General features: G+C 61.2%; 23 protein-coding genes. 11 read left to right on the forward strand and 12 right to left on the reverse strand.

The window, feature by feature from the left end; translation table 11 throughout:
* From WAW39_RS16500 to WAW39_RS16535, 8 genes are all read right to left on the reverse strand, one after another.
* A partial coding sequence (locus WAW39_RS16500; RefSeq protein WP_422320281.1) for an RNA recognition motif domain-containing protein occupies positions 1-252 on the reverse strand: 252 nt, incomplete at its 3' end.
* A 245-nt stretch (positions 253-497) separates the two neighbouring features.
* Complete coding sequence (locus WAW39_RS16505; protein WP_422320282.1) at positions 498-1,337, reverse strand: Spy/CpxP family protein refolding chaperone; 840 nt, start codon at positions 1,335-1,337, stop codon at positions 498-500.
* The gene (locus tag WAW39_RS16510; protein ID WP_422320283.1) at positions 1,334-1,681 is read right to left on the reverse strand and encodes a hypothetical protein; all 348 of its coding nucleotides are present in this window, start codon (positions 1,679-1,681) and stop codon (positions 1,334-1,336) included. Before WAW39_RS16510 ends, WAW39_RS16505 begins: the two co-directional genes overlap by 4 nt.
* Complete coding sequence (locus WAW39_RS16515; protein WP_422320284.1) at positions 1,665-2,195, reverse strand: RNA polymerase sigma factor; 531 nt, start codon at positions 2,193-2,195, stop codon at positions 1,665-1,667. Before WAW39_RS16515 ends, WAW39_RS16510 begins: the two co-directional genes overlap by 17 nt.
* A gap of 75 nt (positions 2,196-2,270) precedes the next feature.
* A complete protein-coding gene (locus tag WAW39_RS16520; protein ID WP_422320285.1) occupies positions 2,271-3,317 on the reverse strand; it encodes a hypothetical protein in 1,047 nt (348 codons plus the stop codon).
* 46 nt (positions 3,318-3,363) lie between these two features.
* Entirely contained in the window at positions 3,364-3,843 is a 480-nt protein-coding gene (locus tag WAW39_RS16525; RefSeq protein WP_422320286.1) for an SRPBCC family protein, read from the reverse strand.
* Positions 3,844-3,845: 2 nt separating this feature from the next.
* Positions 3,846-4,664 (reverse strand): oxidoreductase, encoded by an 819-nt coding sequence (locus tag WAW39_RS16530; RefSeq protein ID WP_422320287.1) that lies wholly within the window; start codon positions 4,662-4,664, stop codon positions 3,846-3,848.
* Positions 4,661-5,137, reverse strand: a complete 477-nt coding sequence (locus WAW39_RS16535; RefSeq protein WP_422320288.1) for a TspO/MBR family protein — start codon at positions 5,135-5,137, stop codon at positions 4,661-4,663. The genes WAW39_RS16530 and WAW39_RS16535 overlap by 4 nt, the downstream gene beginning before the upstream one ends.
* A 104-nt stretch (positions 5,138-5,241) precedes the next feature.
* On the opposite strand from WAW39_RS16535, the gene WAW39_RS16540 reads away from it, so the two are divergent.
* Entirely contained in the window at positions 5,242-8,184 is a 2,943-nt protein-coding gene (locus WAW39_RS16540) for a PSD1 and planctomycete cytochrome C domain-containing protein (protein WP_422320289.1), read from the forward strand.
* A complete protein-coding gene (locus tag WAW39_RS16545; protein WP_422320290.1) occupies positions 8,177-9,598 on the forward strand; it encodes a DUF1501 domain-containing protein in 1,422 nt (473 codons plus the stop codon). Before WAW39_RS16540 ends, WAW39_RS16545 begins: the two co-directional genes overlap by 8 nt.
* Before the next feature lie 181 nt (positions 9,599-9,779).
* Here WAW39_RS16545 and WAW39_RS16550 read toward each other — a convergent pair whose 3' ends face one another.
* Positions 9,780-11,321 carry a cryptochrome/photolyase family protein gene (locus tag WAW39_RS16550; RefSeq protein ID WP_422320291.1) on the reverse strand — a complete coding sequence of 514 codons (1,542 nt, stop codon included), beginning with the start codon at positions 11,319-11,321 and terminating at the stop codon, positions 9,780-9,782.
* 114 nt (positions 11,322-11,435) lie between these two features.
* Here WAW39_RS16550 and WAW39_RS16555 point away from each other — a divergent pair, with 114 nt between their 5' ends.
* On the forward strand, positions 11,436-11,834 hold the full coding sequence (locus tag WAW39_RS16555; protein ID WP_422320292.1) for a hypothetical protein: 399 nt from the start codon (positions 11,436-11,438) through the stop codon (positions 11,832-11,834).
* Here the strand turns inward: WAW39_RS16555 and WAW39_RS16560 are convergent.
* Positions 11,810-13,066, reverse strand: a complete 1,257-nt coding sequence (locus WAW39_RS16560) for an NAD(P)/FAD-dependent oxidoreductase (RefSeq protein ID WP_422320293.1) — start codon at positions 13,064-13,066, stop codon at positions 11,810-11,812. The genes WAW39_RS16555 and WAW39_RS16560 overlap by 25 nt on opposite strands.
* A gap of 149 nt (positions 13,067-13,215) precedes the next feature.
* On the opposite strand from WAW39_RS16560, the gene WAW39_RS16565 reads away from it, so the two are divergent.
* The 3 genes from WAW39_RS16565 to WAW39_RS16575 all read left to right on the forward strand — a co-directional run bounded on the left by WAW39_RS16565 (position 13,216) and on the right by WAW39_RS16575 (position 15,887).
* Complete coding sequence (locus WAW39_RS16565) at positions 13,216-14,196, forward strand: DUF3500 domain-containing protein (RefSeq protein WP_422320294.1); 981 nt, start codon at positions 13,216-13,218, stop codon at positions 14,194-14,196.
* A gap of 84 nt (positions 14,197-14,280) precedes the next feature.
* The gene (locus WAW39_RS16570) at positions 14,281-15,246 is read left to right on the forward strand and encodes an AAA family ATPase (RefSeq protein WP_422320295.1); all 966 of its coding nucleotides are present in this window, start codon (positions 14,281-14,283) and stop codon (positions 15,244-15,246) included.
* Complete coding sequence (locus tag WAW39_RS16575; protein WP_422320296.1) at positions 15,246-15,887, forward strand: DUF3226 domain-containing protein; 642 nt, start codon at positions 15,246-15,248, stop codon at positions 15,885-15,887. Before WAW39_RS16570 ends, WAW39_RS16575 begins: the two co-directional genes overlap by 1 nt.
* Here WAW39_RS16575 and WAW39_RS16580 read toward each other — a convergent pair.
* A complete protein-coding gene (locus WAW39_RS16580) occupies positions 15,880-17,244 on the reverse strand; it encodes a neutral/alkaline non-lysosomal ceramidase N-terminal domain-containing protein (protein WP_422320297.1) in 1,365 nt (454 codons plus the stop codon). The genes WAW39_RS16575 and WAW39_RS16580 overlap by 8 nt on opposite strands.
* Positions 17,245-17,297: 53 nt before the next feature.
* Between WAW39_RS16580 and WAW39_RS16585 the strand changes: the two genes are divergently transcribed.
* From WAW39_RS16585 to WAW39_RS16595, 3 genes are all read left to right on the forward strand, one after another.
* Positions 17,298-18,077: an SDR family NAD(P)-dependent oxidoreductase gene (locus WAW39_RS16585; protein ID WP_422320298.1), complete on the forward strand. Its 780-nt coding sequence runs from the start codon at positions 17,298-17,300 to the stop codon at positions 18,075-18,077.
* A 223-nt stretch (positions 18,078-18,300) separates the two neighbouring features.
* Positions 18,301-19,212 carry a dihydrodipicolinate synthase family protein gene (locus WAW39_RS16590; protein ID WP_422320299.1) on the forward strand — a complete coding sequence of 304 codons (912 nt, stop codon included), beginning with the start codon at positions 18,301-18,303 and terminating at the stop codon, positions 19,210-19,212.
* A gap of 9 nt (positions 19,213-19,221) precedes the next feature.
* Positions 19,222-20,070 carry an amidohydrolase family protein gene (locus WAW39_RS16595; RefSeq protein ID WP_422320300.1) on the forward strand — a complete coding sequence of 283 codons (849 nt, stop codon included), beginning with the start codon at positions 19,222-19,224 and terminating at the stop codon, positions 20,068-20,070.
* 137 nt (positions 20,071-20,207) lie between these two features.
* Here WAW39_RS16595 and WAW39_RS16600 read toward each other — a convergent pair whose 3' ends face one another.
* Positions 20,208-21,041: a helix-turn-helix domain-containing protein gene (locus WAW39_RS16600; RefSeq protein ID WP_422320301.1), complete on the reverse strand. Its 834-nt coding sequence runs from the start codon at positions 21,039-21,041 to the stop codon at positions 20,208-20,210.
* Positions 21,042-21,139: 98 nt separating this feature from the next.
* Here WAW39_RS16600 and WAW39_RS16605 point away from each other — a divergent pair, with 98 nt between their 5' ends.
* Both WAW39_RS16605 and dhaL read left to right on the forward strand, forming a co-directional pair.
* On the forward strand, positions 21,140-22,108 hold the full coding sequence (locus WAW39_RS16605) for a 3-hydroxy-5-phosphonooxypentane-2,4-dione thiolase (protein WP_422320302.1): 969 nt from the start codon (positions 21,140-21,142) through the stop codon (positions 22,106-22,108).
* Between the two features lie 93 nt (positions 22,109-22,201).
* Positions 22,202-22,834 (forward strand): dihydroxyacetone kinase subunit DhaL, encoded by a 633-nt coding sequence (dhaL, locus tag WAW39_RS16610; protein ID WP_422320303.1) that lies wholly within the window; start codon positions 22,202-22,204, stop codon positions 22,832-22,834.
* Positions 22,835-22,866: the final 32 nt, after the last annotated feature.

The raw sequence follows: 22,866 nt of genomic DNA on the forward strand, positions 1-22,866 counted from the left end.
TTCTTCACGTGGGCGGGCTTCATTGATGGCAAGCTTGCGGCCCATGAATTCCTGGCCGTTTTGCGCGTTGATCGAAGCATTCATGGCTTCTGCGGAGTCCATGGTCACGAAGGCAAAGCCGCGCGGACGACCACTTTCGCGATCCATCGGGAGGAAGACTTCGGTGACACCACCGTATTGTGAAAACAGCTCACGAATGTCTTGTTCTTGAGCGGCGAAGGGCAGATTGCCCACGTACATCTTGGTATTCATATCTTTCGTTGTTGGGTGCCGTCCTCTGCCTCGTGTCAGAACCAGCCCCGATCATCGGTATATGAACACCAACGGATTCAAAATCACCTGATGCACGACTGAGCCTGACCCTTAACAGGTGACTTACGGCGTTTTATCGCCGGAAAATGGCCAAAGGCAAACGAAACTTTTCTACGGTTTCACCCCGACGTCACCCTCAGGCGGAGCGCTGCTTTCCCGTCCTTAGATCCAGTTTCCCGCCTCGGTTACTTCTTCAGCTTGCCCTCCACATAGGTGAGAATGCGCCCCACCTTGTCGGCGTCCTGGGCCTCCTTCGCGGCTTCAAAGGCCGTCTTGGCCTGCACCAGCTCACGCAGCAATGGCAGGGAGATGATTTCCTGCCCCGCCGCATGCACGCTTTCGTAGCGCTCCCGCAAAGTTTCGACATCGGTGCTGCCGGGCTCGAATTTGGCAAAATCCACCTTCTCCACCTCGGCGTCCAGCTCCTTGAAGTGCGAGTCTTCCATCAGTTCATCCAGCTCCTTGTTGGCTTCGGCAAACTGACTGGCTTTGATCAGCTTCTCAATTTCCCCCCCCCGATATTTCATCGCCTCGGTAGGCGGCACGCCGATGGCGTCCACCGCAGCCCTGAGCTTCCCGGCTTTCTCCTTCACTTTCGCCTCCAGCCCTCCACCTGCAGCCAGCTTCGGCGGCCCCAGTTTCTTCGCTTTGCCAAGTTGTTCCGGTGTCAGGACATCGCGCACGCCAATCAGCGTTCGCAGCTGTAGTTGTTTGATCGCGGCTTCCGCATCCAGCAGCTTGGTCAGCTGCGCCGCCGCCACGTCAGCGCTGGTGCTTGGATCCTGCAGCAGATGATTGAGCGCTTTCTTCTGCTCCTGCACGGCCTGCTCCAGCGGCTCGGCCTGGGCACGCGCCTCGCTGAGCTGGGAGTTGAGTTTGGTCTGCTGCTCTTCCGTCAGGCCCAGCTGCTCACGCACCGAGGCAATCAGGTCCGGATGCAGCAGCCCGCTTTTCAGCCAGTCCTCCACTTGAGCAGCAGGCAGACTGGCGACGGTGAGCAAAAGACAGCAAAGGAGCTTTTTCATGGGTTGTAGGGGTTGAGATGATCGGGCAAAAGAAAGTCGGAAGGCGCTTCAAAGCTCATGAGTGATGGCTCCATGCTGGCAAACAGCTCGCCTGGCTGAGACTCAAACAACGGCGGCAGCGCCTCACTCAGTCGCGGCTCATGCATGGGCGCCTGGGTGAAGAAGACCGCCACTACGACCACACTCGCCGCCACCAGCGCCGCCGGAATCCACCGCAACGGGGTGGCGCGCCTCTGCATAGGACGCTCCAGCAGCTCCGGCCTCCAGGCAGGCGCCTCCTCCCGGTCACACCGGCGCGCGTGCGAAAAAATCTCGAGCAGGTCGTCGTCAGACTCCGGTTTCATGCAGGTGTTCGGGTTGCAGCAGCGTGCGCAGGCGCGCTTTGCCGCGTTCGTAATGCTGGCGTACGGAACCGATGCTCACTCGCATCACCTCCGCCGCCTCGTTGAGCGTGAGATCCTGGTAAAACACCAGATGCAGCACCTCCGCCTGCCGTGCCGGCAGTTGCGCCAGGCAGCGCCGCAGCTCGGCCGTGCGCTCGTCCAGCTCCATCTTTCGTGCGGGCGACGGTTGCGGATCGTGGGCATCGCCCGTGAGCTGCAGCAGCAGCCTGCCCAGCAGCGATTCCCGGTACCGCAGCCGCCGGAACTCCTCGTGCGCTGTAAAGCGGATCACTCCAAACCACCACGTCTTGAAGCTGGAGCGCCCGTCGTGCTTCGCCCGTTGCTGGGCCAGTTTGAGATACGCGTTTTGCAGCACATCCTCCGCCCGCCCGTGCTCGCCGGCACAGCAGTGCAGCGCCCAGCCAAAGGCGTCGGGATGCAGGGCTTCGAGCTGGTCGGCAATGGCGCGTTCCATTCATTTCCCGCTGAGTGACGCGGGGACGCCGCGTTGTATGACACCTTCCTCAAAAAAACCAGCCGCTTCCACGCCTCATTTGAGCAGCACCCCGAGACCCAGCACAAGCGTCAGGATCAGCATGCCACCCGCGGCATACCACAACTGCACGATCTGCTCGGGCGTCATCAGCCCCCGCTGGGGCAGCAGCGCCACGGCAAAAATCAGCCCCACCTGCAGCCAGCTCGCGAGAAGGAACACCTTGGGAGTGTACGGCTTGGGATGCGAATGAGCCGCCTCCTCCATCGTCATAATCGGCACCCCTTCATCCGCAGAGAGAACCGAGGGCGGTGGCAAAACCAGCGGACGCCCCGTGCTTGCCGGAGCCTGCTCCGCCTTTTTCACCAGATTGATTCCTCCCTCCTCACTGCCGTTCGGACTTCCCTGCCGTGCGATGATCTTGGGAGCATATTCGGCGTTCTTCGCCAAAATGGATGGCGCATGCGGTGTTGCAGCCACAGGCACCATCGGCTTCGCCACGGGATGCGCCATGGCCGCTGCCTCGCCAGAACGAAAAAGCAGCACCCGGCCGCCAATGCTCAAACTCACCGGCAGCTCCAGCTCAGCCTCGTTCTCACCCGCACGTCCCACCCAGCCCACCACAGCAGACTCATCCAGCACCTGCACCCGCAGCTTGTTTCCTGCACCCCATAGGGCCAGCAGCACATCCGGACAGCCTGCATCTGGAATGACCACCTCACAGCCATCATTCGCACCCAGCAGCAGCGGTTTATCCGGCGGCATCACCAACCGGGTTTCTCCCCCGCTCAAACCTTGCAAAATCAACTCGCGCCCAGCCTTGCCCTGCTCCGCTTTGAAAGGACGTTGCAGTTCCAATTCTACCCCCGCCAGCGTGACCTTCCACGGCAGCGGCTGCGCATAAGGCACACTGCCATTGGCCGGATGCACCACCAGGAACTGACAGCCGTTCACAAACTGCGCCGTCAGCTCCACCTCCTGCGCCGCATCCTCCGTCAATCGAATGCTGCATGTCTCGCCACGCCCGACACTGATCGTCTCACCGTCCTGCACCAGCAGAAAGCGGCGGCGGCCGTTCAGTTCGTAAGCAACAGGGATCTTCATGCTAGGGGGTGTTTAAACGGCAACCTCACTCAAGTCGAACAAACGATCATCCCTTGCTCAGGCTACAATCGAACAACTGCCTCACCGCTTTCTCACGGTAAGCAAAGATGCGCTCCAGCTGCGGCCGCACCAGCCACGCATGCGCCAGATCTCCCAGCGGCGCAAAGGGCAGCACATACGTCGCCTTGTCCTCCATCTCGATTCGGCCATCGCCCAGATCGTGAAACTCATGCTCATGATGCCACACCGCATACGGCCCCACACGCTGCTCGTCGATGAACCGAACCCCGGGTTCCACCAGCGTGATCTCAGACAGCCACGTCATCGGCAGTCCCAGCAGCGGCCTCACGCGATACGCGATCATCATCCCCTCCCGCACCTGCGGCACCAGATCCGGCGTGATGATTTCAAACCCCAGTTCCGGCGGCGTGATCTTCGCCAGATTCCTCGGGTTCGAGAAAAAATCCCACGCCTCCTGCCGCGTGGCCCGGATGATCTGCTTCGTGTGCAAAGTGTGAACGGCCATGATCAGCTGGGAAAATCCGTGTTCACCGCCACCTCTCCCCACTGCTCCACCTCACGCGTCAGCGCCGCCGCCTTGTCCCGCATCTTCTTCACCACATACTTGCCCAGCGGCAGCCGCAGCGGTGCCTGGCCATCCAGCACCATCTTCACGATGGCCTCCGCCGCACGCACCGGGTCTCCCGGCTGCTTGCCGTTCACCGTTTCCAGAAACGTGGCAAACTTGCGCGCACTGCCCGCATAGTCCGCGATCTCTCCCGCCGCCTTTTCCAAACCTCGCGCGATGAAGTCAGTCCGAAACGGCCCCGGCTGCACCAGCGTCACCTGAATGCCCAGCGGCGCCAGTTCCAGCCTCAGGCTCTCGCTCATCATCTCCAGCGCCGCCTTGGCGCCTCCGTAGATGCCAAAGCCCGGGTAGTTCGAAATCGCCGCCGCCGCGCTGATGTTCACGATGTGCCCGCTCTTCTGCGCCCTCAGCATCGGCAGTGCCGCGCGAATCACATTCAACGGCCCAAAGAAATTTGTCTCCATGCTGCGGCGGATCTGCTCGTCACTGCACTCCTCCACTGCACCGATCAGCCCGTAACCCGCGTTGTTCACGATCACATCCAGCGCCCCCGCTGCCGCGATCACTTCGCGCACGTTCTCCGCATCCGTGATGTCCAGCGCCATCACCTCACAGCTTCCCGCACGCTCCAGGTCCGCAATGCTCCGCACATCCCGCGCCGTGGCGATCACTCGCTGCCCCGCATCCAGCGCAGCCTCCGCGATCGCTCGGCCAAAGCCGCTCGAACATCCTGTGATCAGCCAGTTCTTTTGATTCATGCGGGATTCAATTTCCAAAGTGTAAAGTTCAAGACCGTCGCAAACGTGACCCACGCCAAATACGGCGCAAACAGCCATCCGGCTGCCCTGTTCACGCGTCTAAAACTCAGCAGCGTCGCCAGAATCGCGATCCACAGCAGTACGATTTCAAACAGCGCCCAGCCCAGCTGATGCGCCCCAAAGAAAATAGGCGTCCACGCCGCATTCAGCGCCAGTTGCACGAAATACAGCCCCAGCGGCCGTGAACATCCAACCCGTTTCCAAACCAGCCACGCCGCCACCGCCATCAGCGTGTATAGCAGCGTCCACGCAGGGCCAAACAACCACGCCGGCGGATTCCAAGACGGTTTGTGCAAGGCAGCATACCATGCGCCCGGCATGGAGCCCACACTCAGCAGCGGCGCGCAGAACGTGACGACAATGAATCCGGCCAGCACGAGGCCATGACGCTTGTTGGAGGGTTGTTCACTCATGAATGCCTTCGATTACGCCTCCCGCTGCCCTCCCGCCTGCTTTTAAGCAGTCTGCCACCGCGCAAAAATCTCAGAATTCTCCATAGCGAATGCATGCACCTTGCATGTTCAGCCGCGTTGGTTTCTGCATGCTGCGTCTCATGCCGAAACATCTGCTGCTCCTCCTCGCCCTCTCCCTTTCCGCCCACGCGGACCCGGTGAGCTTCAGCCGCGAGGTGATGCCTCTGCTCTCGGACAACTGCCTTTCCTGCCACGGTCAGGACGCCGGCCACCGCAAAGCCGACCTCCGCCTCGACACCTTGGAAGGCGCACGCGAAGTCCTCAAGTCCGGCGACTTCATGGCACGCATCGTCACCACCGATCCCGAGGAGCTCATGCCGCCCCCGAAGTCCCACAAGCCGGCCCTCAAGCCAGAGCAGGTCGCTCTCCTGAAACGCTGGCTCGCCGAAGGCGCACCGTGGGGCAAGCATTGGTCCCTCGAAAAACCCGTGAAAGCCAAAGTCGAAGGCCATCCCGTGGATTTCTTCGTCAAAGCTCGCCTCGCCAAAGAGGGCCTCAAGCTCTCCCCCAAAGCCCCCGCTCATACTCTCATCCGCCGCCTCTCCTTCGACCTCACCGGCCTCCCTCCCGCCTCCGGTATCCAGCATCTAGAATCTAGCATCCAGGATCTAGCCACCCGCCTTCTGGCATCACCGCACTTCGGCGAGCGCATGGCCATGAACTGGCTGGATGCCGCTCGCTACGCCGACACCGACGGCTTCCAGTCCGACGCCTCCCGCACCAACTGGCCCTGGCGCGACTACGTGGTGGAGTCCTTCAACGCCAACAAGCCCTTCGATCAGTTCACTCTCGAACAGTTCGCCAGCGATCTCCTGCCCAATGCCACCCCCGAGCAGAAACTCGCCACCTGCTTCCACCGCAATCACATGACCAACGGCGAAGGCGGCCGCGACAAGGAGGAGTCCCGCATCGACTACGTCATCGACCGCGTGAACACGATCGGCACCGTCTGGCTCGGCCTCACGCTCGGCTGCACTCAGTGCCACTCGCACAAGTTCGACCCCATTTCCCAGCACGACTACTACAGCCTCCACGCCTTCTTCAACAGCATCGACGAAGACGGTGCCGCCGGCACGGCTGCGAAGCCGTACCTCAGCTACCAGTCGCCTCACGCCAAGCGTGCCGTGGATGAAGCCCAAAAACTCGTCGATACCCGCAAGCCCGTGGAAACCAAGGCCAAGGCGGATGCCGCAAAACCCTTTGAGAAATGGCTCACGGAGCAGCAAGCCGCAGTTAGAAACGGCTTCCAAACCTGGCACATCATCCACGGTGCCGTGGAATCTCAAGAAGGCTCGAAACTCACCCAATCCAAAGACGGCATCGTCACCGCCAGCGGTCCGAATCCCAAGCAGGATGACTACCGTCTCATCTCGGTGATCAAACTCCCCCGCCTTACCGGTTTGAAACTCGAAGTGCTGCCACAAAACGGCACCCTCTCCCGCGGCATGGACGGCGAATTCATCCTCACCGACATCAAGCTGCAGGTGCGCCGAAAGGGCAGCTCCCAGATCCGCGACATCCTCGTCAAATACGCCGTCGCCGATACCAAGACCGAAGCCAAGGCCCGCGAATACGGCGATGTCAAAGGCACCCTCGACGATGATCCACGCAACGGCTGGACCACGAAGGGCTTCCCCAAAGATCAGCCGCACACCGCCCTCTACGGCCTCGCCGAACCACTCGTGCTCGAAAGCGATGAAGAACTCATCTTCGAACTTCGCCACCGCTCCACCAACGGCGATGCCAACATCGCCAGCTTTCGCGTTTCCGCCACGGATCAGCCCGGCCCTGCCGTGCGCGAAATCGGCCCCACCCCGCTCGAACAACTCGCCACTGGCAAACCCGACCGCCATCGCCTCCTCGATCAATTCCTGGAGGATCACGAGCCCTATCAGCTCGCGAAAGCCTCCCTCGATCGCGCCAATGCCCAGCTCAAGGAAGTGCAGGCCGCCGCAGGCAAGCTCAACGTCATGGTGCTCGCCGAACGCAAAGAGCCACGCGACACCCACGTCCTCGTGCGCGGTGTCTGGGACAAAAAAGGCGATGTCGTCCAGCGCGATGTCCCCGCCGCCATCGCACCCTGGCCCGCTGGCACGGTGAAGGACCGCATCGGTCTCGCCAAATGGCTCACCTCCAAGGAAAATCCCCTCACCGCCCGCGTCTTCGTCAATCAAGTCTGGCAGATGCTCTTCGGTGCCGGACTCGTCCGCACGCCCGATGATTTCGGCCTGCAAGGCCAGCGCCCCACCCACCCCGAACTGCTCGACTGGCTCGCCGTCGATTTCATGGAGAACGGCTGGGACGTGAAAAAGCTCATCAAGCTCATCGTCACCAGCGATACCTACCAGCAGGCATCAGATCATACCAATCCATCCGATCCTCAAAACCTCCTCCTCTCACGCGGCCCCCGCTTCCGCCTCCCCGCATGGATGATCCGCGATGCCGCCCTGGCCTCCTCCGGCCTGCTCAATCCCGCTCTCGGTGGCCCGCCAGTCCGTCCCCACCAGCCCGACGGCGTGTGGGAGGAGATCTTCATGGGCCGCTTCACCTATGAGCCCAGCCAAGGCGCCGCCCAGCACCGCCGCACCCTGTATGCCTTCTGGCGTCGCAGCATCGCCCCCACCTTCCTCTTCGACAGCGCCCAGCGCCGCTCATGCGAAGTGGCGATTTCGCGCACCAACACACCGCTGCAGGCCCTCACCCTGCTCAATGACGAAACCATGATGGAAGCCTCCCGCGCCCTCGCCAAACGCATGCTCGCCGCGAGAACCGAAGATCGCCTCCCTCTCCTCTACCTGTCCGTGTTGACCCGACCAGCCACGCCAAAAGAGCTGTCCGTCCTTCAGCGCGAACTCGACCGCGCTCTCGCCCACTACCGCGCCCATCCCGACGACGCCCGCAAACTGCAAACCACGCCCGAACTCGCCGCGCACACACTGGTCGCCAGCCTGGTCCTCAACCTCGACGAAGCCATCACCCATGAGTGAATCCTCCCTCAACACCACCCGGCGCTACTTCCTCGGCCAATGCACCGGCGTCTCCGTCGGCGCCATGGCTCTCCACTCCATGGCCCAGCAGGAAGCCACCGGCCTGCCCTCCCTTCCCCATTTCGCACCCAAGGCAAAGCGCGTCATCTTCCTCACCCATTCAGGCGGGCCCTCGCAGCTGGAGCTCTACGACCACAAGCCCGGACTGATGCCTTGGGCAGGCAAAGAACTGCCGGAGTCCGTGCGCCAGGGCCAGCGCCTCACCACGATGACTTCAGGTCAGAAGCAGCTCATCCTGCCCGGCCTCACCAAATTCAGCCGCTGCGGCCAGAGCGGCGCCACCATCAGCGAATGGCTGCCCCATCTCCAGGGCGTGGCCGATGACCTCTGCTTCATCAAATCGATGACGACAGACCAGATCAATCACGCGCCGGCGATGACGCAGTTCCTCACCGGCCACCAGCTCCCTGGCAGGCCGAGCCTCGGCTCCTGGATCAGCTACGGTCTCGGCAGCCTGAACCGCAACCTGCCCGACTACCTCGTTCTCATCTCCAAGATGCAGCGCCCCAGCGACCAGCCCCTCTACGACCACTACTGGGGCAGCGGTTTCCTGCCCTCCCGCTATCAAGGCGTAAAACTCCGCAATTCCAAAGACCCCGTGCTGTATCTCACCGATCCCGCAGGTCTGCCACGCCACCTGCGCCGTGGCATGCTCGACGGCCTCGCGGAGCTCAACCAGATGCGCTTCGAGCAGACGCAGGATCCCGAGATCACCACCCGCATCCGCCAGTACGAAATGGCCTACCGCATGCAAACCAGCGTGCCGGAGCTGACCGATCTCAGCGACGAGCCAGATCACGTCTTCGAAATGTACGGCCCCGATTCACGCCGTGCCGGCAGCTACGCAGCGAACTGCATCCTTGCCCGCCGCCTCGCGGAACGTGGCGTGAGCTTCATCCAGCTCTTCCATCCCGACTGGGATCATCACAGCCGGCTGCCAAGCTGGTGCACCGCCCGTTGTCGCGACACCGACCAGCCCAGCGCTGCTCTCATCAAAGACCTCAAGCAACGCGGCCTCCTCGATGACACACTCGTCCTCTGGGGCGGCGAATTCGGCCGCGGCGTCGCCGGTCAGGGCAAATGGGACAGCCCCGAAGCCGGACGCGATCACCACCCTCGCTGCTTCACCATGTGGATGGCCGGCGGCGGCGTCAAACCCGGCATCACCTACGGCGCCACTGACGACTTCAGCTACAACGTCGCCGAAAACCCCGTCCACGTCCGCGATCTCCACGCCACCGTCATGCACCAGCTCGGCATCGACCACGAACGCTTCACCTTCCGCGCCCAGGGCCTCGACTTCCGCCTCACCGGCGTCGAACCCGCCAAGGTCGTGAAGAATATCCTGTCGTAATCATCCGCGTCGTCCTCGTTCTCCTACTCGAACTCGTCCTCGATCCTGCCACTCCGCTCCACTCAATATAAACGCATAACCCAGCGCTGTTCCGTAGTTCCGCCTTTAGGCGGTCTGGAAAGCTCCGCCAGCTCACCTGCATCATCCTCGACCCTGCCGCTCCTCAGCAGAAGAAAGCCACTCACCCCACCCCAGCGCACCCCTCCCTCACCCTCCGCGCCTGCGCCTGAATCTCACTCCTCTTCTCCGCAGTCAGTCGCCCCAGATTCTTGAGCTGCATCGCCATTCTCTGATTCCCCCGCAGCTTCACCTCATGCTGCAGCAGATAGTCCCAATACAGCGTCGTAAAAGGACACGCATTCGCCCCCGTGGCCTGTGCCGGATCATACTTGCACCCCGTGCAGTAGTTGCTCATCCGCTGGATGTATTTGCCGCTCGCCACATACGGCTTGCTGGCCATCAGGCCGCCGTCTCCATACTGGGACATGCCCAGCGTGTTCGGCAGTTCCACCCACTCCACCGCGTCCACGTACACCGCCAGATACCACTCGTGCACCTGATGCGGGTCCACCCCGTAAAGCAGCGCAAACAAACCCGTCACCATCAGCCGCTGAATGTGGTGCGCATACCCGTAGCGCAGCGTCTGCGAAAGCGCATCCCTCAGGCAGTTCATGTCCGTCTCCCCCGTCCAGTAAAACCCCGGTAGCGCCTCGTGCGCTTCCATGGCATTCAGCCGCTCATAGTCCGGCATCTTCAGCCAGTAGATGCCCCGCACATACTCACGCCAGCCAAGGATCTGCCGGATGAATCCTTCCACCGCCGCCAGCGGTGCCTTGCCATCACGCCACGCCTTCTCCGCCGCCGCGATGACCACTCTCGGATCCAGCAGCTTCAGATTCATCGCCGCGCTCAGCCGTGAATGATACAGCCACGGCTCATTCACCCACATCGCATCCTGATACTGCCCAAACTGCGCCAGCCGGTGCGCGATGAAATCCTCCAGCGCCTCCACACTCTGCGCCGCCGTCACCGGCCAGTCGAAATCCTTCAGCGTGCCCGGATGCTTCGCAAAACGCTCCTCCACCAGCTCAATGACCTCCCGCGTGATCTCATCCGGCACAAACCTCCTCGGCGGCACCCGCAGCAAATCCGGCCCCTCCTTGCCAAACGAACCGCGATTGTCGTGATCAAAGTTCCACTCCCCACCCGCCGGCTTGCCCTCCTCCATCAGCACCCCCGTGCGCTGCCGCATCTCACGGTAAAAGAACTCCATGCGCAGTTGTTTTCGCCCCTTGGCATGCTCCGCAAATTCCGCCGTTGTGCAGAGAAAGTGGCGGTCCTCACGAACCTCCAGCGGCACCCCAAGCTCCACCGCCACAGCCTCCAGATCACGCTGCACGCCCCATTCCCCCGCCTGCACCATCACCAGCGCAGAAGGGCGCAGCTCCGTCACACTCGCACGCAGCGCTTCCACAAAGCTCTCATGCGCACCCATCTCATGATAAACCACCCGCCATCCCTTCTCCCGCAGCGCCTCGCGGAAATGCCGCATGGCTGTGAGAAAGACGGCAATCCTCGCCTTCACACTCCACACCTTGGTGGACTCTGCCGCCACCTCGGCCATCCACACCACATCCCGCAGCGGATCAAAGCCGTCAAAAGCGGCGGATTGAAGATCAAGCTGGTCTCCCAGCACTAGCACAAGTCGGGGTCGGGATGGCATGGCGCATGCGCATTACGCCCCATGCGGTGCTGTGGCCGCATCATGCTGCCGTTCCATGGCTGGCCTTCGTATTTGCCCCTGCGCTGATGCGCTTCATAGGAAGCCACACTCCCCATGCCCCTGATCCGCTACCTTCAAAACCTCTCCACCGGCCGTACCATCCTCTGGTGCTACTTCATCTGGTGGGCAGTCAGCATCACGCACCACTTCGACAGCACCCCGCGCATCTGGCTCACCTCCCTTGGCCTCAGCGGCATCATCGGCGCGGCGCTGATCCTCAGCACACGTCCATCCTCAGGCACCACCACCAAGACCGACCCATGGGTCATCTTCCGCCTCTTCCTCATGCCTTTCTGCGTCTCCAGCTTTGCTGCGCTGGTGAAGGACGCAGGCTACGTGCTGGTGTTCCCGCCCTCATGGCGTGAAAATGCCACCGGCGCGGGTCTGATCGCTCTGTTTCTCCTTGGGGTCTGGGGCGTCAAGAAAGCTCACGCCGCCATCGGCACCCCATAGGGCAGGATGTCGGGTATCGGGGAGAACTCTCGGATCTTCGTCCACAGGGATGAGTAATCCTTGTTCACATCGCCGGACAGGCAGTCGGTGATCTCATCACCGGCATCCGGATACTTCATCACCACATCCTTGAAGGAAAAGTTCGGGTTGTAGAAGGCATACACCAGCTTGCGCATGTTATCGATGCCCTGGCGCATGGACTCGGCGTATTCGGCAAAGCGCTCCGGCGACACATCACCCGCCACCAGCGCCTCATGCACCGCATCTCCCGCCAGCACGCCGCTCTTCAGCGCCAGCATCACGCCGCTGCTGAACACCGGATCCAGAAACGCAAACGCATCCCCCACCAGCAGCAGGCCCGGCGATGCACCATACTTCGAGTGCCGTGAATACTCACTCGTGATCCAGTATTCACCCGTGGATGTTCCCGTCGAGAGATGCTCTTTGATCCACTGGTTCTCACCAATCTCACGCTCAAACATCGCCTTCGGATCCTTCACCCCATCGCGGCTCAAATACTTGCCCTCGGCGACCACGCCCACGCTCACCATGTCATCATGCATTGGGATGTGCCAGAACCAGCCCTTGTCCGGCACGAAAGCGATCGTCGTCGCACCCTCATCAAGGCCTGCCTCGCGCTTCGACCCCTTGTAGTACGTCCACACCGCCACCTTGTTGAGATAAGGATCGCCCACGCGCCAGCCCTCACGCACCGAGGCAAACGCCTCCTTGCCCGAGGCATCGATCACCAGCTTGGCCAGCAGATGTTCCTTGCTGCCGTCCTTGTTCTGCACTGCCACGCCGATCACCCGGCCGCTGTCATCCTTCAGGAGCTGCGTCACCGTCGTCTCCTCCCGCACCGTGGCACCCTTGCCGCGCGCATGCTCCATCAGCATCTGGTCAAACTCCGAGCGCATCACCTGCCACGTCTGCGCCACCGTCTCGCGGTCATAGCGATTGTAAAAGTAGAAGGGCTGAGAGCGCCTTCCGTCAGGCTGCACAAAGCTCACACTGAACTTCTTCATGAAGTGCGACTTCTTCATCGTCGGGATCAGCCCCAGCCGCTCCAGCGGCCCAAAGGTGAACGGAATCAACGACTCACCCACATGGTACCGCGGAAACTTCTCCCGCTCCAGCACCAGCACTTTGTGGCCGTACTCTGCGAGGATGGCTGCAGTGCTGGTTCCGGCCGGACCGCCGCCGATGATGATGACTTCGTGGGTACTGTTCATGTGCATAACAACTTCAATACGAATGAATGCTGTCTGCTGGTACGCCACCTGCAATACCATTTCAGCATCACTTTTATGCCTGTTTGCGATAATGGCGCAGGGAAAACAAAAACTTCCCATTCAAAGCCACGTTTGGTACAACCCCCGCCATGAACACGCCCCTCATTCCTTCGGCCAGCCGCCGTGACTTTATCACCCGCAGCGCGCAGGTCGCCGCCGCAGGCCTCCTTGGCTCAGCTTTCGGCGCCAGCTCCGCTGCCACTTCTGAAACCCTCGTCCAGCAGCTCTACGGCAGCATGGACGAAGCCCAGCGCAAAACCCTCTGCTTCGCCTGGAGCGATCCCCGCCGCCTCAAGGTCGACAACAACTGGCACATCACCCCGCAGAAAATCCGCGACGTCCTCAAACCCGACCAGCAGGACCTCGTTCGCGAGATCTTCGACAAACTCCACAGCGACGAATACAAATCCGAAGTCTGGCGTCAGTTCGATCAGGACAACAAAGGCGACGGCGGCTTCGGCAGCGCCTCCATCGCCCTCTTCGGCCAGCCCGGCACCAGTCAGTTCGAGTTCGTCCTCACCGGCCGCCACTGCACCCGCCGCTGCGATGGCGACAGCGAAAAAGGCGCGGCCTTCGGCGGCCCCATCTTCTACGGCCACGCCGCCCAGGGCTTCAATGAAAAGCCCGACCACCCCGGCAACGCCTACTGGTACCAGGCCAGGCGCGCCAACGAAGTCTTCCAGGCCCTCGACGGCAAACAGCGCGAGCTCGCCCTCCTCGGCGAATCCCGCGACGAAGACGGCAACGACACCGTCAAGCTCACCGGCAAAACCAAAGGCCTCGAAGGCATCCCCCTCACCGAACTCAGCGCCGACCAGAAAGACCTCGTCAAAAAAGTCATCGCCGATCTCCTCAAACCCTTCCGCCAGTCCGAGCGCGAAGAGTCCATGAAATACATCGAAGCCGGCGGCTACGACAACCTCCACATGGCCTTCTTCAAAAACCAGGACGTCGGCAAAGACGGCATCTGGGACGTCTGGCAGATCGAAGGCCCCAACATGGTCTGGTTCTTCCGCGGCGACCCCCACGTCCACTGCTGGGCCCACATCCGCGCCCCGCAGGCGGCTTGAACGAGTGATTCTAACCTCAGATTACTGGCGGTTTCGCTTGAACGGTTGCATCATCTTGCCTGACCATCATAATCACGTGCCTCCATGCTGACCTCCCTCGAGATCGAAAACTTCAAATGCTTCCGCCGGCTAAAAATCAATCCGCTGGCCAAGGTCAATTTGTTCGTCGGCACCAGCAACTCAGGCAAAACGGCGGTGCTGGAAGCTGTGTCGTTGTTGCCAGGGACGGGTGCGCATCCCAAAGGAGACATCAACCTGATGCTTTTTCGCAATGGAACTTCGGATCCACTTGTGAACAATGAATATGCCAAATGGCTTTTCCATGATTCGTTTCTTGAGCACGCGATAACCATAACAGCATCAACCGGTGAGGATTCACACGACACACAAACCGTATTGTCTTTGATAACAGATCCAAGCATAGGATCTGATTTTTCATTGAAGTGCAGTCCCCCCATATTTGTGCGGTTTGTCCCCCGCAAACCAAGTCGCAAGATCGGCGTGGTGACTACAAGTAAACTGGCCGCCGCTGAGCTCGCTCGTAACTTCGATCGTTGGACGCTGCGAGCAGAGAATGATGACAGGTTTGTCGGGTTTCTCCAATCCGTGGACCAGCGTGTAAAGTCTTTGCGTGCCATGGAGCACACTGGACAGCGCATGCTATATGCCGATGTCCGTCTTCCAGAACGAATCGCGCTTCCATTGCTCGGCGAGGGTTTTAACCGGCTGGTGCAGATTTATGGCGCTATCATTGGTGAAGGCGCGGACATCGTGCTCATCGACGAAATCGAAAACGGTCTTCATTGGAGTGCTCTGCCTCAAATCTGGACGGGCATCCGTGAAGCGGTGAACAAGGAAGAAGTTCAGATTTTTGCTACCACGCATTCTCTGGAATGCATTGCCGCCGCTGCTGAAGTCTTCAAGGGTGAGCCAAAAAATGATCTGGCGGTTCATCGACTTGAACGCATGGAGAATGGTGACATCCGCTGTGTCACGATGAACGAAGACGAACTGGAACGAATGCTGGAACGCGACTGGGAGGTGCGCTGATGTCCGCCAACCGCAAGCCGCTGACCATCTCAAAGCCCGGTCTTTTGCTCTGTGAAGGCGAAGATGAAGTGAAGTTTTTCAACGCATGGTTTTTCGAACTCGACATCACCGATGTCCAGGTCATTGCGTATGAAGGAAAAGCAAGACTGGGGACATTCCTTGCCGATGTCGTCAAACTGAAAGGCTTTAACCTCGTTAAACTGGCGGGCATCATTCGCGATGCTGATGAAGACGCTTCAGGAGCCTTGCAAAGTGTCGAACACGCTTTGACTCATGCCCCTGACGAATTGCGGCAGCTCAACCCGAAGATTTTTGTACTTCCCGGTGATGGAAAACCTGGAGCGCTGGAATCGCTCTGGTTAGCCTCATTAAAGGAAGACCCAATGGAGACATGCGTGGATAACTTTTTCCGCTGCGCCGAGTCAAAGGGATGGAAGCCATCAGACATTTTTGCCAAGAATGACAAAGCACGCGCTCAGCTTTGGATCGCCACGAAAGAAGTGCCTAACGAGCGGTTCGGCCTCGCCGCCTGGCATGGAAGAAAAGATACGGACAAGCCTTGGATGCAGGAAAAATGGGTGGATTTCGATCACTCGAGTTTTGCATCGTTGAAGGCATTCCTACTCACCACGTTCACCTAGCCGCCTTCACCTCACCCAGCAGCCTCAGCGCCACCTCCACCAGCTTCTCGCCACTGCCCACCTCATTCCGCGCGCTCACCACTTCATAATTCCCCTGCGGATACGCCTCGCGGTTCGGCACATACCCAATGCTTCCATTCGCCAGCTCCGCGATGAGCGTGGTCTTGAAAGGCGACGCATTTTTCAGCGCCAGCCCCAGCTCCACAAAAATCTCCCCCGGCAGCGCCACGATGGCCAGCTCATCACTCAGCGCGATGACCTGTACCTCCGCGAGCAGCGGCACGTTCTGCTTTTCCACCGTCTCAAGGATGCACACGGTCTCCGCCATCGGCACGGTGCCGAAATTCTTTGTGAACATGTTCGCCGCCATGTCCTTCGCTTTGGCAATCTGCTCCGGCGTAAAACTGCGCCGCTGCAGCGTCACCTGCTCGGAACGCACACGGGGGGCGTAGGCGGCAGTCGGCTGCAGCTTGGACCACGCAGCATCCGTCGCATCCGCCAGCGCGGTGCCCAGCTCCAATGTGCTGCGGCGCTTGCCGTTGATGTAGTCCCCGTGGTTGATGTTCCCACAGCAGCCGTTCGCAAACACCGAGATCATGCCCGGTCCGTGCCTCTCGCTGACCAGCTTCGTAAACACTCCGGGGTAATCCGCCGAGATCTTCGTCCCCGCGCCCACAGAGGTCGGATGCATCGCAAAGTTCAATAGGCTCGCGGTAGGTTTGCCTTCGGACTCAAACACCACCACGCCCACATCCGGATCAATCGGCCCCGCCGGCTTGTCCGTCGCCGGATTGAGCTTCTGCGGCTGCCAGATCGCCTCCTTCACACCCTCCCGCAGCACACGCCGGTTGAAGCTGATGCCCTCCTCCTTGCCCACCGCCACCGAGGCTTTCGCCGCCGTCAGCTTCGCCTTCGCTTCCTTCACTGACTGCGCAATGAGCCCCGGCAGCGCGCTGATGTAGGCCACCCCCGGCGGCGAGTTCACCTTCGTGATGTCATCCATCAGCGATCCACGCGGCTGCTGCGGCCCGGAATGCGTGTGCGTTCCGGAAATCATCACATGATCCCCCTCGATCCCGCACTGCTCCTGAATCGCCTTCCGCGCCTCCGCCACCAGCGGCCGCACCGTGCCCGAAAGATCCAGCACCACGATGGCCGCATGCGTTCCATCCTTTTCAAAAACGATCGTCTTCGCAAACAACGGATCCAGCACACCCTCCGAACCCCGAAATTTGTAAAACCCGCCCAGCGGCGTCCCATCCTTCGGCGTGATGTCCACCCTCGCCGCCCCCACACGAAAATCTCCGGCATGAGCTTCGAGAATGAGGAGAAAACAGAAAAAGAGGCGCAGGATCATGCAAGCCATACGCAGTGCTTGAAAGACTCCCTTCATCGCGCCGATCTGTTTTCATGTCTGTTCTCGATCGCTTCAATCTCACCGGCCGCCGCGCCCTCATCACCGGCGGCTCACGCGGCCTTGGTCTGGAAATGGCGCGTGCACTGGGCGAAGCCGGAGCCGAGATCATCATCGCCGGTTCGAATGCAGCGCAGCTGCACACGGCCTGCGAGGAGCTTTGCAGCGAGGATTTGCACGTCACTTCCATCCAGGCCGACCTCTCCCAGCCCTCAGAAGCCGAACGCCTCTGCGATGTCCTCCTCCGCGATCACCCGCCCATCGACATCCTCATCAACAACGTCGGCGGCCGCCGCATCAACACACCCACCGAAGATCTCGCGCTCGAAGACTGGCAGCGCATCCTCGATCTCAATCTCACCCAGGCCTTCATCCTCACCAAGCGCATCGGCGGCGCGATGATCCCTCGCAAATGGGGCCGCATCATCAACATCTCCTCCATCAACGCCCTCTGGCCCGGCAAAGCCATGCGTGGCCGCAGCTACGAAACCTCCAAAGGCGCGCTGACCATGTTCACCAAAGCCGTCGCCGCCGACTGGGCCGCACACGGCATCACGGTCAACGCCATCGCCCCCGGCCCCTTCCTCACCGACGCCAACAAACGCTGGATCGGCGAGCGCCCCGAGTTCGAAGGCGAAGTCGCCACCAGCATTCCCATGGGCCGCTGGGGCAGCCCCGAAGAAATCGGTCCCCTCGCCCTCTACCTCGCCAGCGATGCCAGCAGCTACATGACCGGCAGCCTGCTCATCATCGACGGCGGCAAACTGCTCTGGTGACCAGTGCCCCTCCGGCCAATGTCCCAAGTTTTTTGAAACTGCTCTCGTTCTCTGAATTTTTTCACCCTTTTTCCCTTCTTTCGGCCATCCCTTTCCGGTCCCTTTTTTTGCGCTTCTTGCGCCTTTTTGCGGCCACCCATTTCCCCTCACTCCGCTAAGCGTGGAACCTTAAAACACCGCCGCTCTTCTTCAGAAACAATCTCTGCGGCATTCAATCTCCCCCATGACTCCCCCCAAACACGAACTCCACGGCGTCCTCCCCGTCTTCCAAACCCCATGGCTCGAAGATGAAACCCTCGATCTCGAAACTCTCGAACGCGAAATCTCCTGGCTCTACGACTGCGGCGCCCACGGCATCGTCATGGCCATGGTTTCCGAAACCCTCCGCCTCGACAGCGAAGAGCGCGAGCAGCTCGCCGCCGCTTCGTGCAAGTTTGGCAAATCACGCGGCGCTGTCATCATCAGCGTCGGCGCAGAGTCCTCCAAGGTCGCCGAACGCTACGCCAAACACGCCGAAAGCGTCGGAGCCGATGCCGTGATGGCCATCCCGCCCGTGTCCATCGGCATCGGCGAAAGCGAGCTGCTCGCCTACTACACCCGCATCATCCACGCCATCCAGATTCCCGTCATCGTGCAGGACGCCAGCGGCTATGTCGGCAAGCCCATGCCCATCGCCATGCAGGCCAAACTGCTCGCCGAGTTCGGCCCCGAACGCGTTCAATACAAACCCGAGGCCTCCCCCATCGGCCCCAAGCTCTCCGAACTCCGCGATGCCACCCAAGGCCGCGCCCGAGTCTTCGAAGGCACCGGCGGCATCGCCCTCGTGGATTCCTTCAAGCGCGGCGTCGTCGGCACCATGCCCGGTGCGGACCTCATTCGCGGTCTCGTCCCCCTCTGGAACGCACTGGAAGCCGGCGACACCGCAAAAGCCGATCGCATCCACGGCCCCCTCTCCGCCCTCATCTCCATGCAGACCAGCCTCGACGGCTTCCTCGCCGTCGAAAAGCATCTCCTCGTCCGCCAGGGCATCTTTAAAAACACCCTCGTCCGCGGCCCCGTCGGTTTCAAACTCGACGCTGAATCGCAACTCGAAGTCGAGCGCCAGTTCGACCGCATGATCGCCGCCACCCTTTGATTCAAACCCATGATCATCGACGTCCACTCCCACGCCTGGAATTTCCCCGCCGACTTCTCCGACGATTTCATCCATCAAGCCGGACGCGCCCGCCCCGGCGTGAAGGTCGACATCAGCGCGACCTACGAGGCCTATCGCGCCAGCGCCCCGGAAGACACCCGCACCCTCGTTTTCGGCGGCAAAGCCAAACTCAGCGGCCTCTGGGTCAATGACCAGACCGTGGCAGACTACGTCGCGCGCGATCCCGCACGCTTGATCGGTTTCCTCTCCATCGATCCCACTCAGGAAAACTGGCAGCGCGAGCTGCAGTTCGGCCACGAAACCCTCGGCCTGCGCGGCATCAAGCTTCTGCCCATGTACGCCGGCTTCAGCCCCGATGACCCCACGCTCGAACCCCTCTGGCAGTATGCGGAAAAACACCGCCTGCCCGTGCTCCTGCACATGGGCACCACCTTCATCGCCCAGGCCCCCCTCGCCTTCACCCTGCCCCGCCTCATCGAGCCCGTGGCCTTAAAACATCCCGGCGTCAAAATCATCCTCGCCCATCTCGGCCACCCCTACGAAGGCGAATGCCTCGTCACCATCCGCAAGCACGACAACGTCTTCGCCGACGTCAGCGCCCTCCACTACCGCCCCTGGCAGCTCTACAACTCCCTCATGCTCGCGCAGGAATACGGCGTCTGGCACAAGCTCCTCTTCGGCACCGACTTCCCCTTCACCACCGTGAACGCCTCCATCGACGGCATCCGCAAACTCAACGACATGCTCGAAGGCACCAACCTCCCCCGGCTCGACGTGGCCCAAATCGAAGCCATGATCCACCGCGACAGCTTGCAGCTCCTCGGCCTGGACCTCTAAACCGCTCTCGTCTTCCAAGTCCCAGCGCGAGCGCCTCTGGAAAGTACGACAGACACTCCTGTCTGTCGACCAGCGCTCCAGCACACCCCAAAATCAAAATCGTCCCTGCATGCTTGCGACCTCGTTTCCCCGCCTCCTCACCCCCAGCTCTCATCCCGATACGTCGCCGGCGAGGTATTCCGGTACTGCCGCAGCATGCGGCTGAAGTAGTACCGGTTCGTCAGCCCGCACTGCTCGGAGATCGTCTCGATGCTCTCCTTCGTGTGCCTGAGCTTGCGGCACGCTTCATCCAGCCGGTAGTCCAGCAGCACGCGCATCGGCGGCTGCTGCAGCTCCTGCTGAAAGAGATGGTTCAAATTCCGCAGACTCAGCCCCGCATGCTTCGCCACCTGCTCGGCAGTGAGTTTGAGTCCGTGATGCTGGTGCATGAACTCCATCGCCCGCAGCACCCGCGCATCCAGATGCTGCTTCTCCCACACACTCTCAGGCAGACACTGCACCGCAGCGATGACGAGCTGGATCGTGGGCCACGGAAACCTCACCGCCACCTTCTCCTTGCTCATTTTGATCAGTCCCGGGATCAAACTCTGCATCAGCGCATTCGTGGGGAACTTGTGGATGCCCGGTGCCGCCCGGTCCGCCAGCGGACCCAGATTGAAATGCGCGTACCACTTGCTGAATGGCCGGCTCGTCGTCGTGCTGAAAGTCGTGTGTGGCGGAATCAGATACATGAAGCCCGGTTCCAGCAGCGTCTTTTCACCCTCGATTTCCACCACCCCTCCGGCACTCACCGGCCAGTACAGCCGCCAGTACGGATCGTTCAGCCGCCGCAGCTCCCACTGCTGCAGTTCGATCTTGCGCGTGGTCAGGATGTCCACCGTCACCCCCGGCAGCGCCACCGTCCGCTGACCCTGCACGCGATGTGCCGAGCCGGTGGGCACGAGGCTGAGGATGTTTTTGTTCGTCTGCATGGCCATTGCAAAATCCGACACAAATCTGGCGAGCCCGTGCATGGACGGCAAGCAGGGAGTGACTATGGGTTCAGGCTCAACCTAAATAATCACACACCATGGCCGACATCCAAACCAGCGCTGCAGACAAGAAGGAAAAGGAATTCTTCACCGACGTCCCCCAGGAGGCCCCCGGCTTCTTCCTCAAGGGCTGCCACCAGTACGACTGGGGCCTCAAGAACCGCCTCGCCAAGGTTTTCAACCCCAAGGACGGCCGCACCGTCATGCTCGCCTTTGACCACGGCTACTTCCAGGGCCCGACCACCGGCCTGGAACGCGTGGACCAGACCATCCTCCCCCTGGCCCCGTACGCCGACTGCCTCATGCTCACCCGCGGCATCCAGCGCTCCGTCATTCCCGCCTCCACCACCAAGGCCATCGCCCTGCGCGCCTCCGGCGGCACCTCGATGATCAGCCCCATGGAAGAGTGGGAAGGCGAAATCGACGGCAAGAAAGCCAAGTTTGGCCGCCCCGGCTTTGAGCCCCTGTCCAATGAGAGCACCGCGCTCAACATCGAGGAAGCCATCCGCCTCAACGCCAGCATCCTTGCTGTGCAGGTCTTCATCGGCAGCGCGTATGAGCGCCAGTCCCTCAAGAACCTCACGGATCTGGTGGATGCCGCCAGCCGCTATGGCATCGCCGTCATGGGCGTGACCGCCGTGGGCCGTGCGATGGCTCGCACCCCGCAGTACTTCCGCCTGGCCACCCGCATCATGGCGGAACTCGGCGCGAACGTGGTGAAGTGCTACTACACGGAGAAGGAATTCGACACGGTGACGAGCTGCTGCCCGGTGCCGATCGTGATCGCCGGTGGCAAGAAGCTGCCGGAACTCGATGCGCTGAAGATGTGCGCCAACGCCATCAAGCAGGGCGCGAGCGGCGTGGACATGGGCCGCAACATCTTCCAGAGCGATGCTCCAGTCTCCATGATGCAGGCCGTGCAGGGCGTGGTGCACGGTGGCCTGAATGCGAACAAGGCCTTCGAACTCTACAACGACCTGAAGAAGAAAGAGCTGAAGAAGAAGTAAGCCTCAGCAGATCGAACGCATTCACAGGAGGGGGATCATCTTGATCCCCCTTCTTTCACTCACCTCTCCAGCCCTTCTCTTTCCCCTTCAACCATGGAACTCAAATCCAACCAGGTGCGGCTCATGATGCTGCAAGTCGCCGATGCCATCATCGTCGCTGAACCCATGCTCTCCCAAGCCGACCGCGATCTCGGCGATGGCGACCACGGCCTCGGCATGAAGCGCGGCATGGAAGCCGTCAAAGCCCAGCTTGAGCCCATGGAACCCACCAGCGTGGAGCAGGTCTTCGTCACCACCGGCACCGCCATGATGACCAGCATGGGCGGAGCCTCCGGTGCCCTCTTCGGCACCGTTTACCGCGCCGGCGGCAAAGCCCTCGCAGGCCGTGAGTTCTTCGATGCCGAAGGCCTCGCCCTCCTCCTCGAAGCCGCCCTCGAAGGGGTCATGAAACGCGGTGGCGCCAAGCCCGGCGACAAAACCATGATCGACGCCCTCGCCCCCGCCGCCGCCAAAGCCCGCGAATCCGTCGGTCTTTCACTCACCGCAGCCCTGACCGCCGTCGCCGCCGCCGCCGAGTCCGGCAAAGAAGCCAGCAAGGCCATGATCGCCCAGTTCGGCCGCGCCAAAACCCTCGGCGAAGCCTGCCTCGGCTTCCCCGACGCCGGTGCCTGCTCCGTCGTCATCATGCTCAGCACGATGCGGGACTTCGCCACCTGCGGAAACTGATCCGGCTATACGCACAATTCCCTGTCCGGTTC

Origin of the sequence: Prosthecobacter sp., assembly GCF_049294395.1 — a bacterium.
Taxonomy (GTDB): Bacteria; Verrucomicrobiota; Verrucomicrobiia; order Verrucomicrobiales; family Verrucomicrobiaceae; genus Prosthecobacter.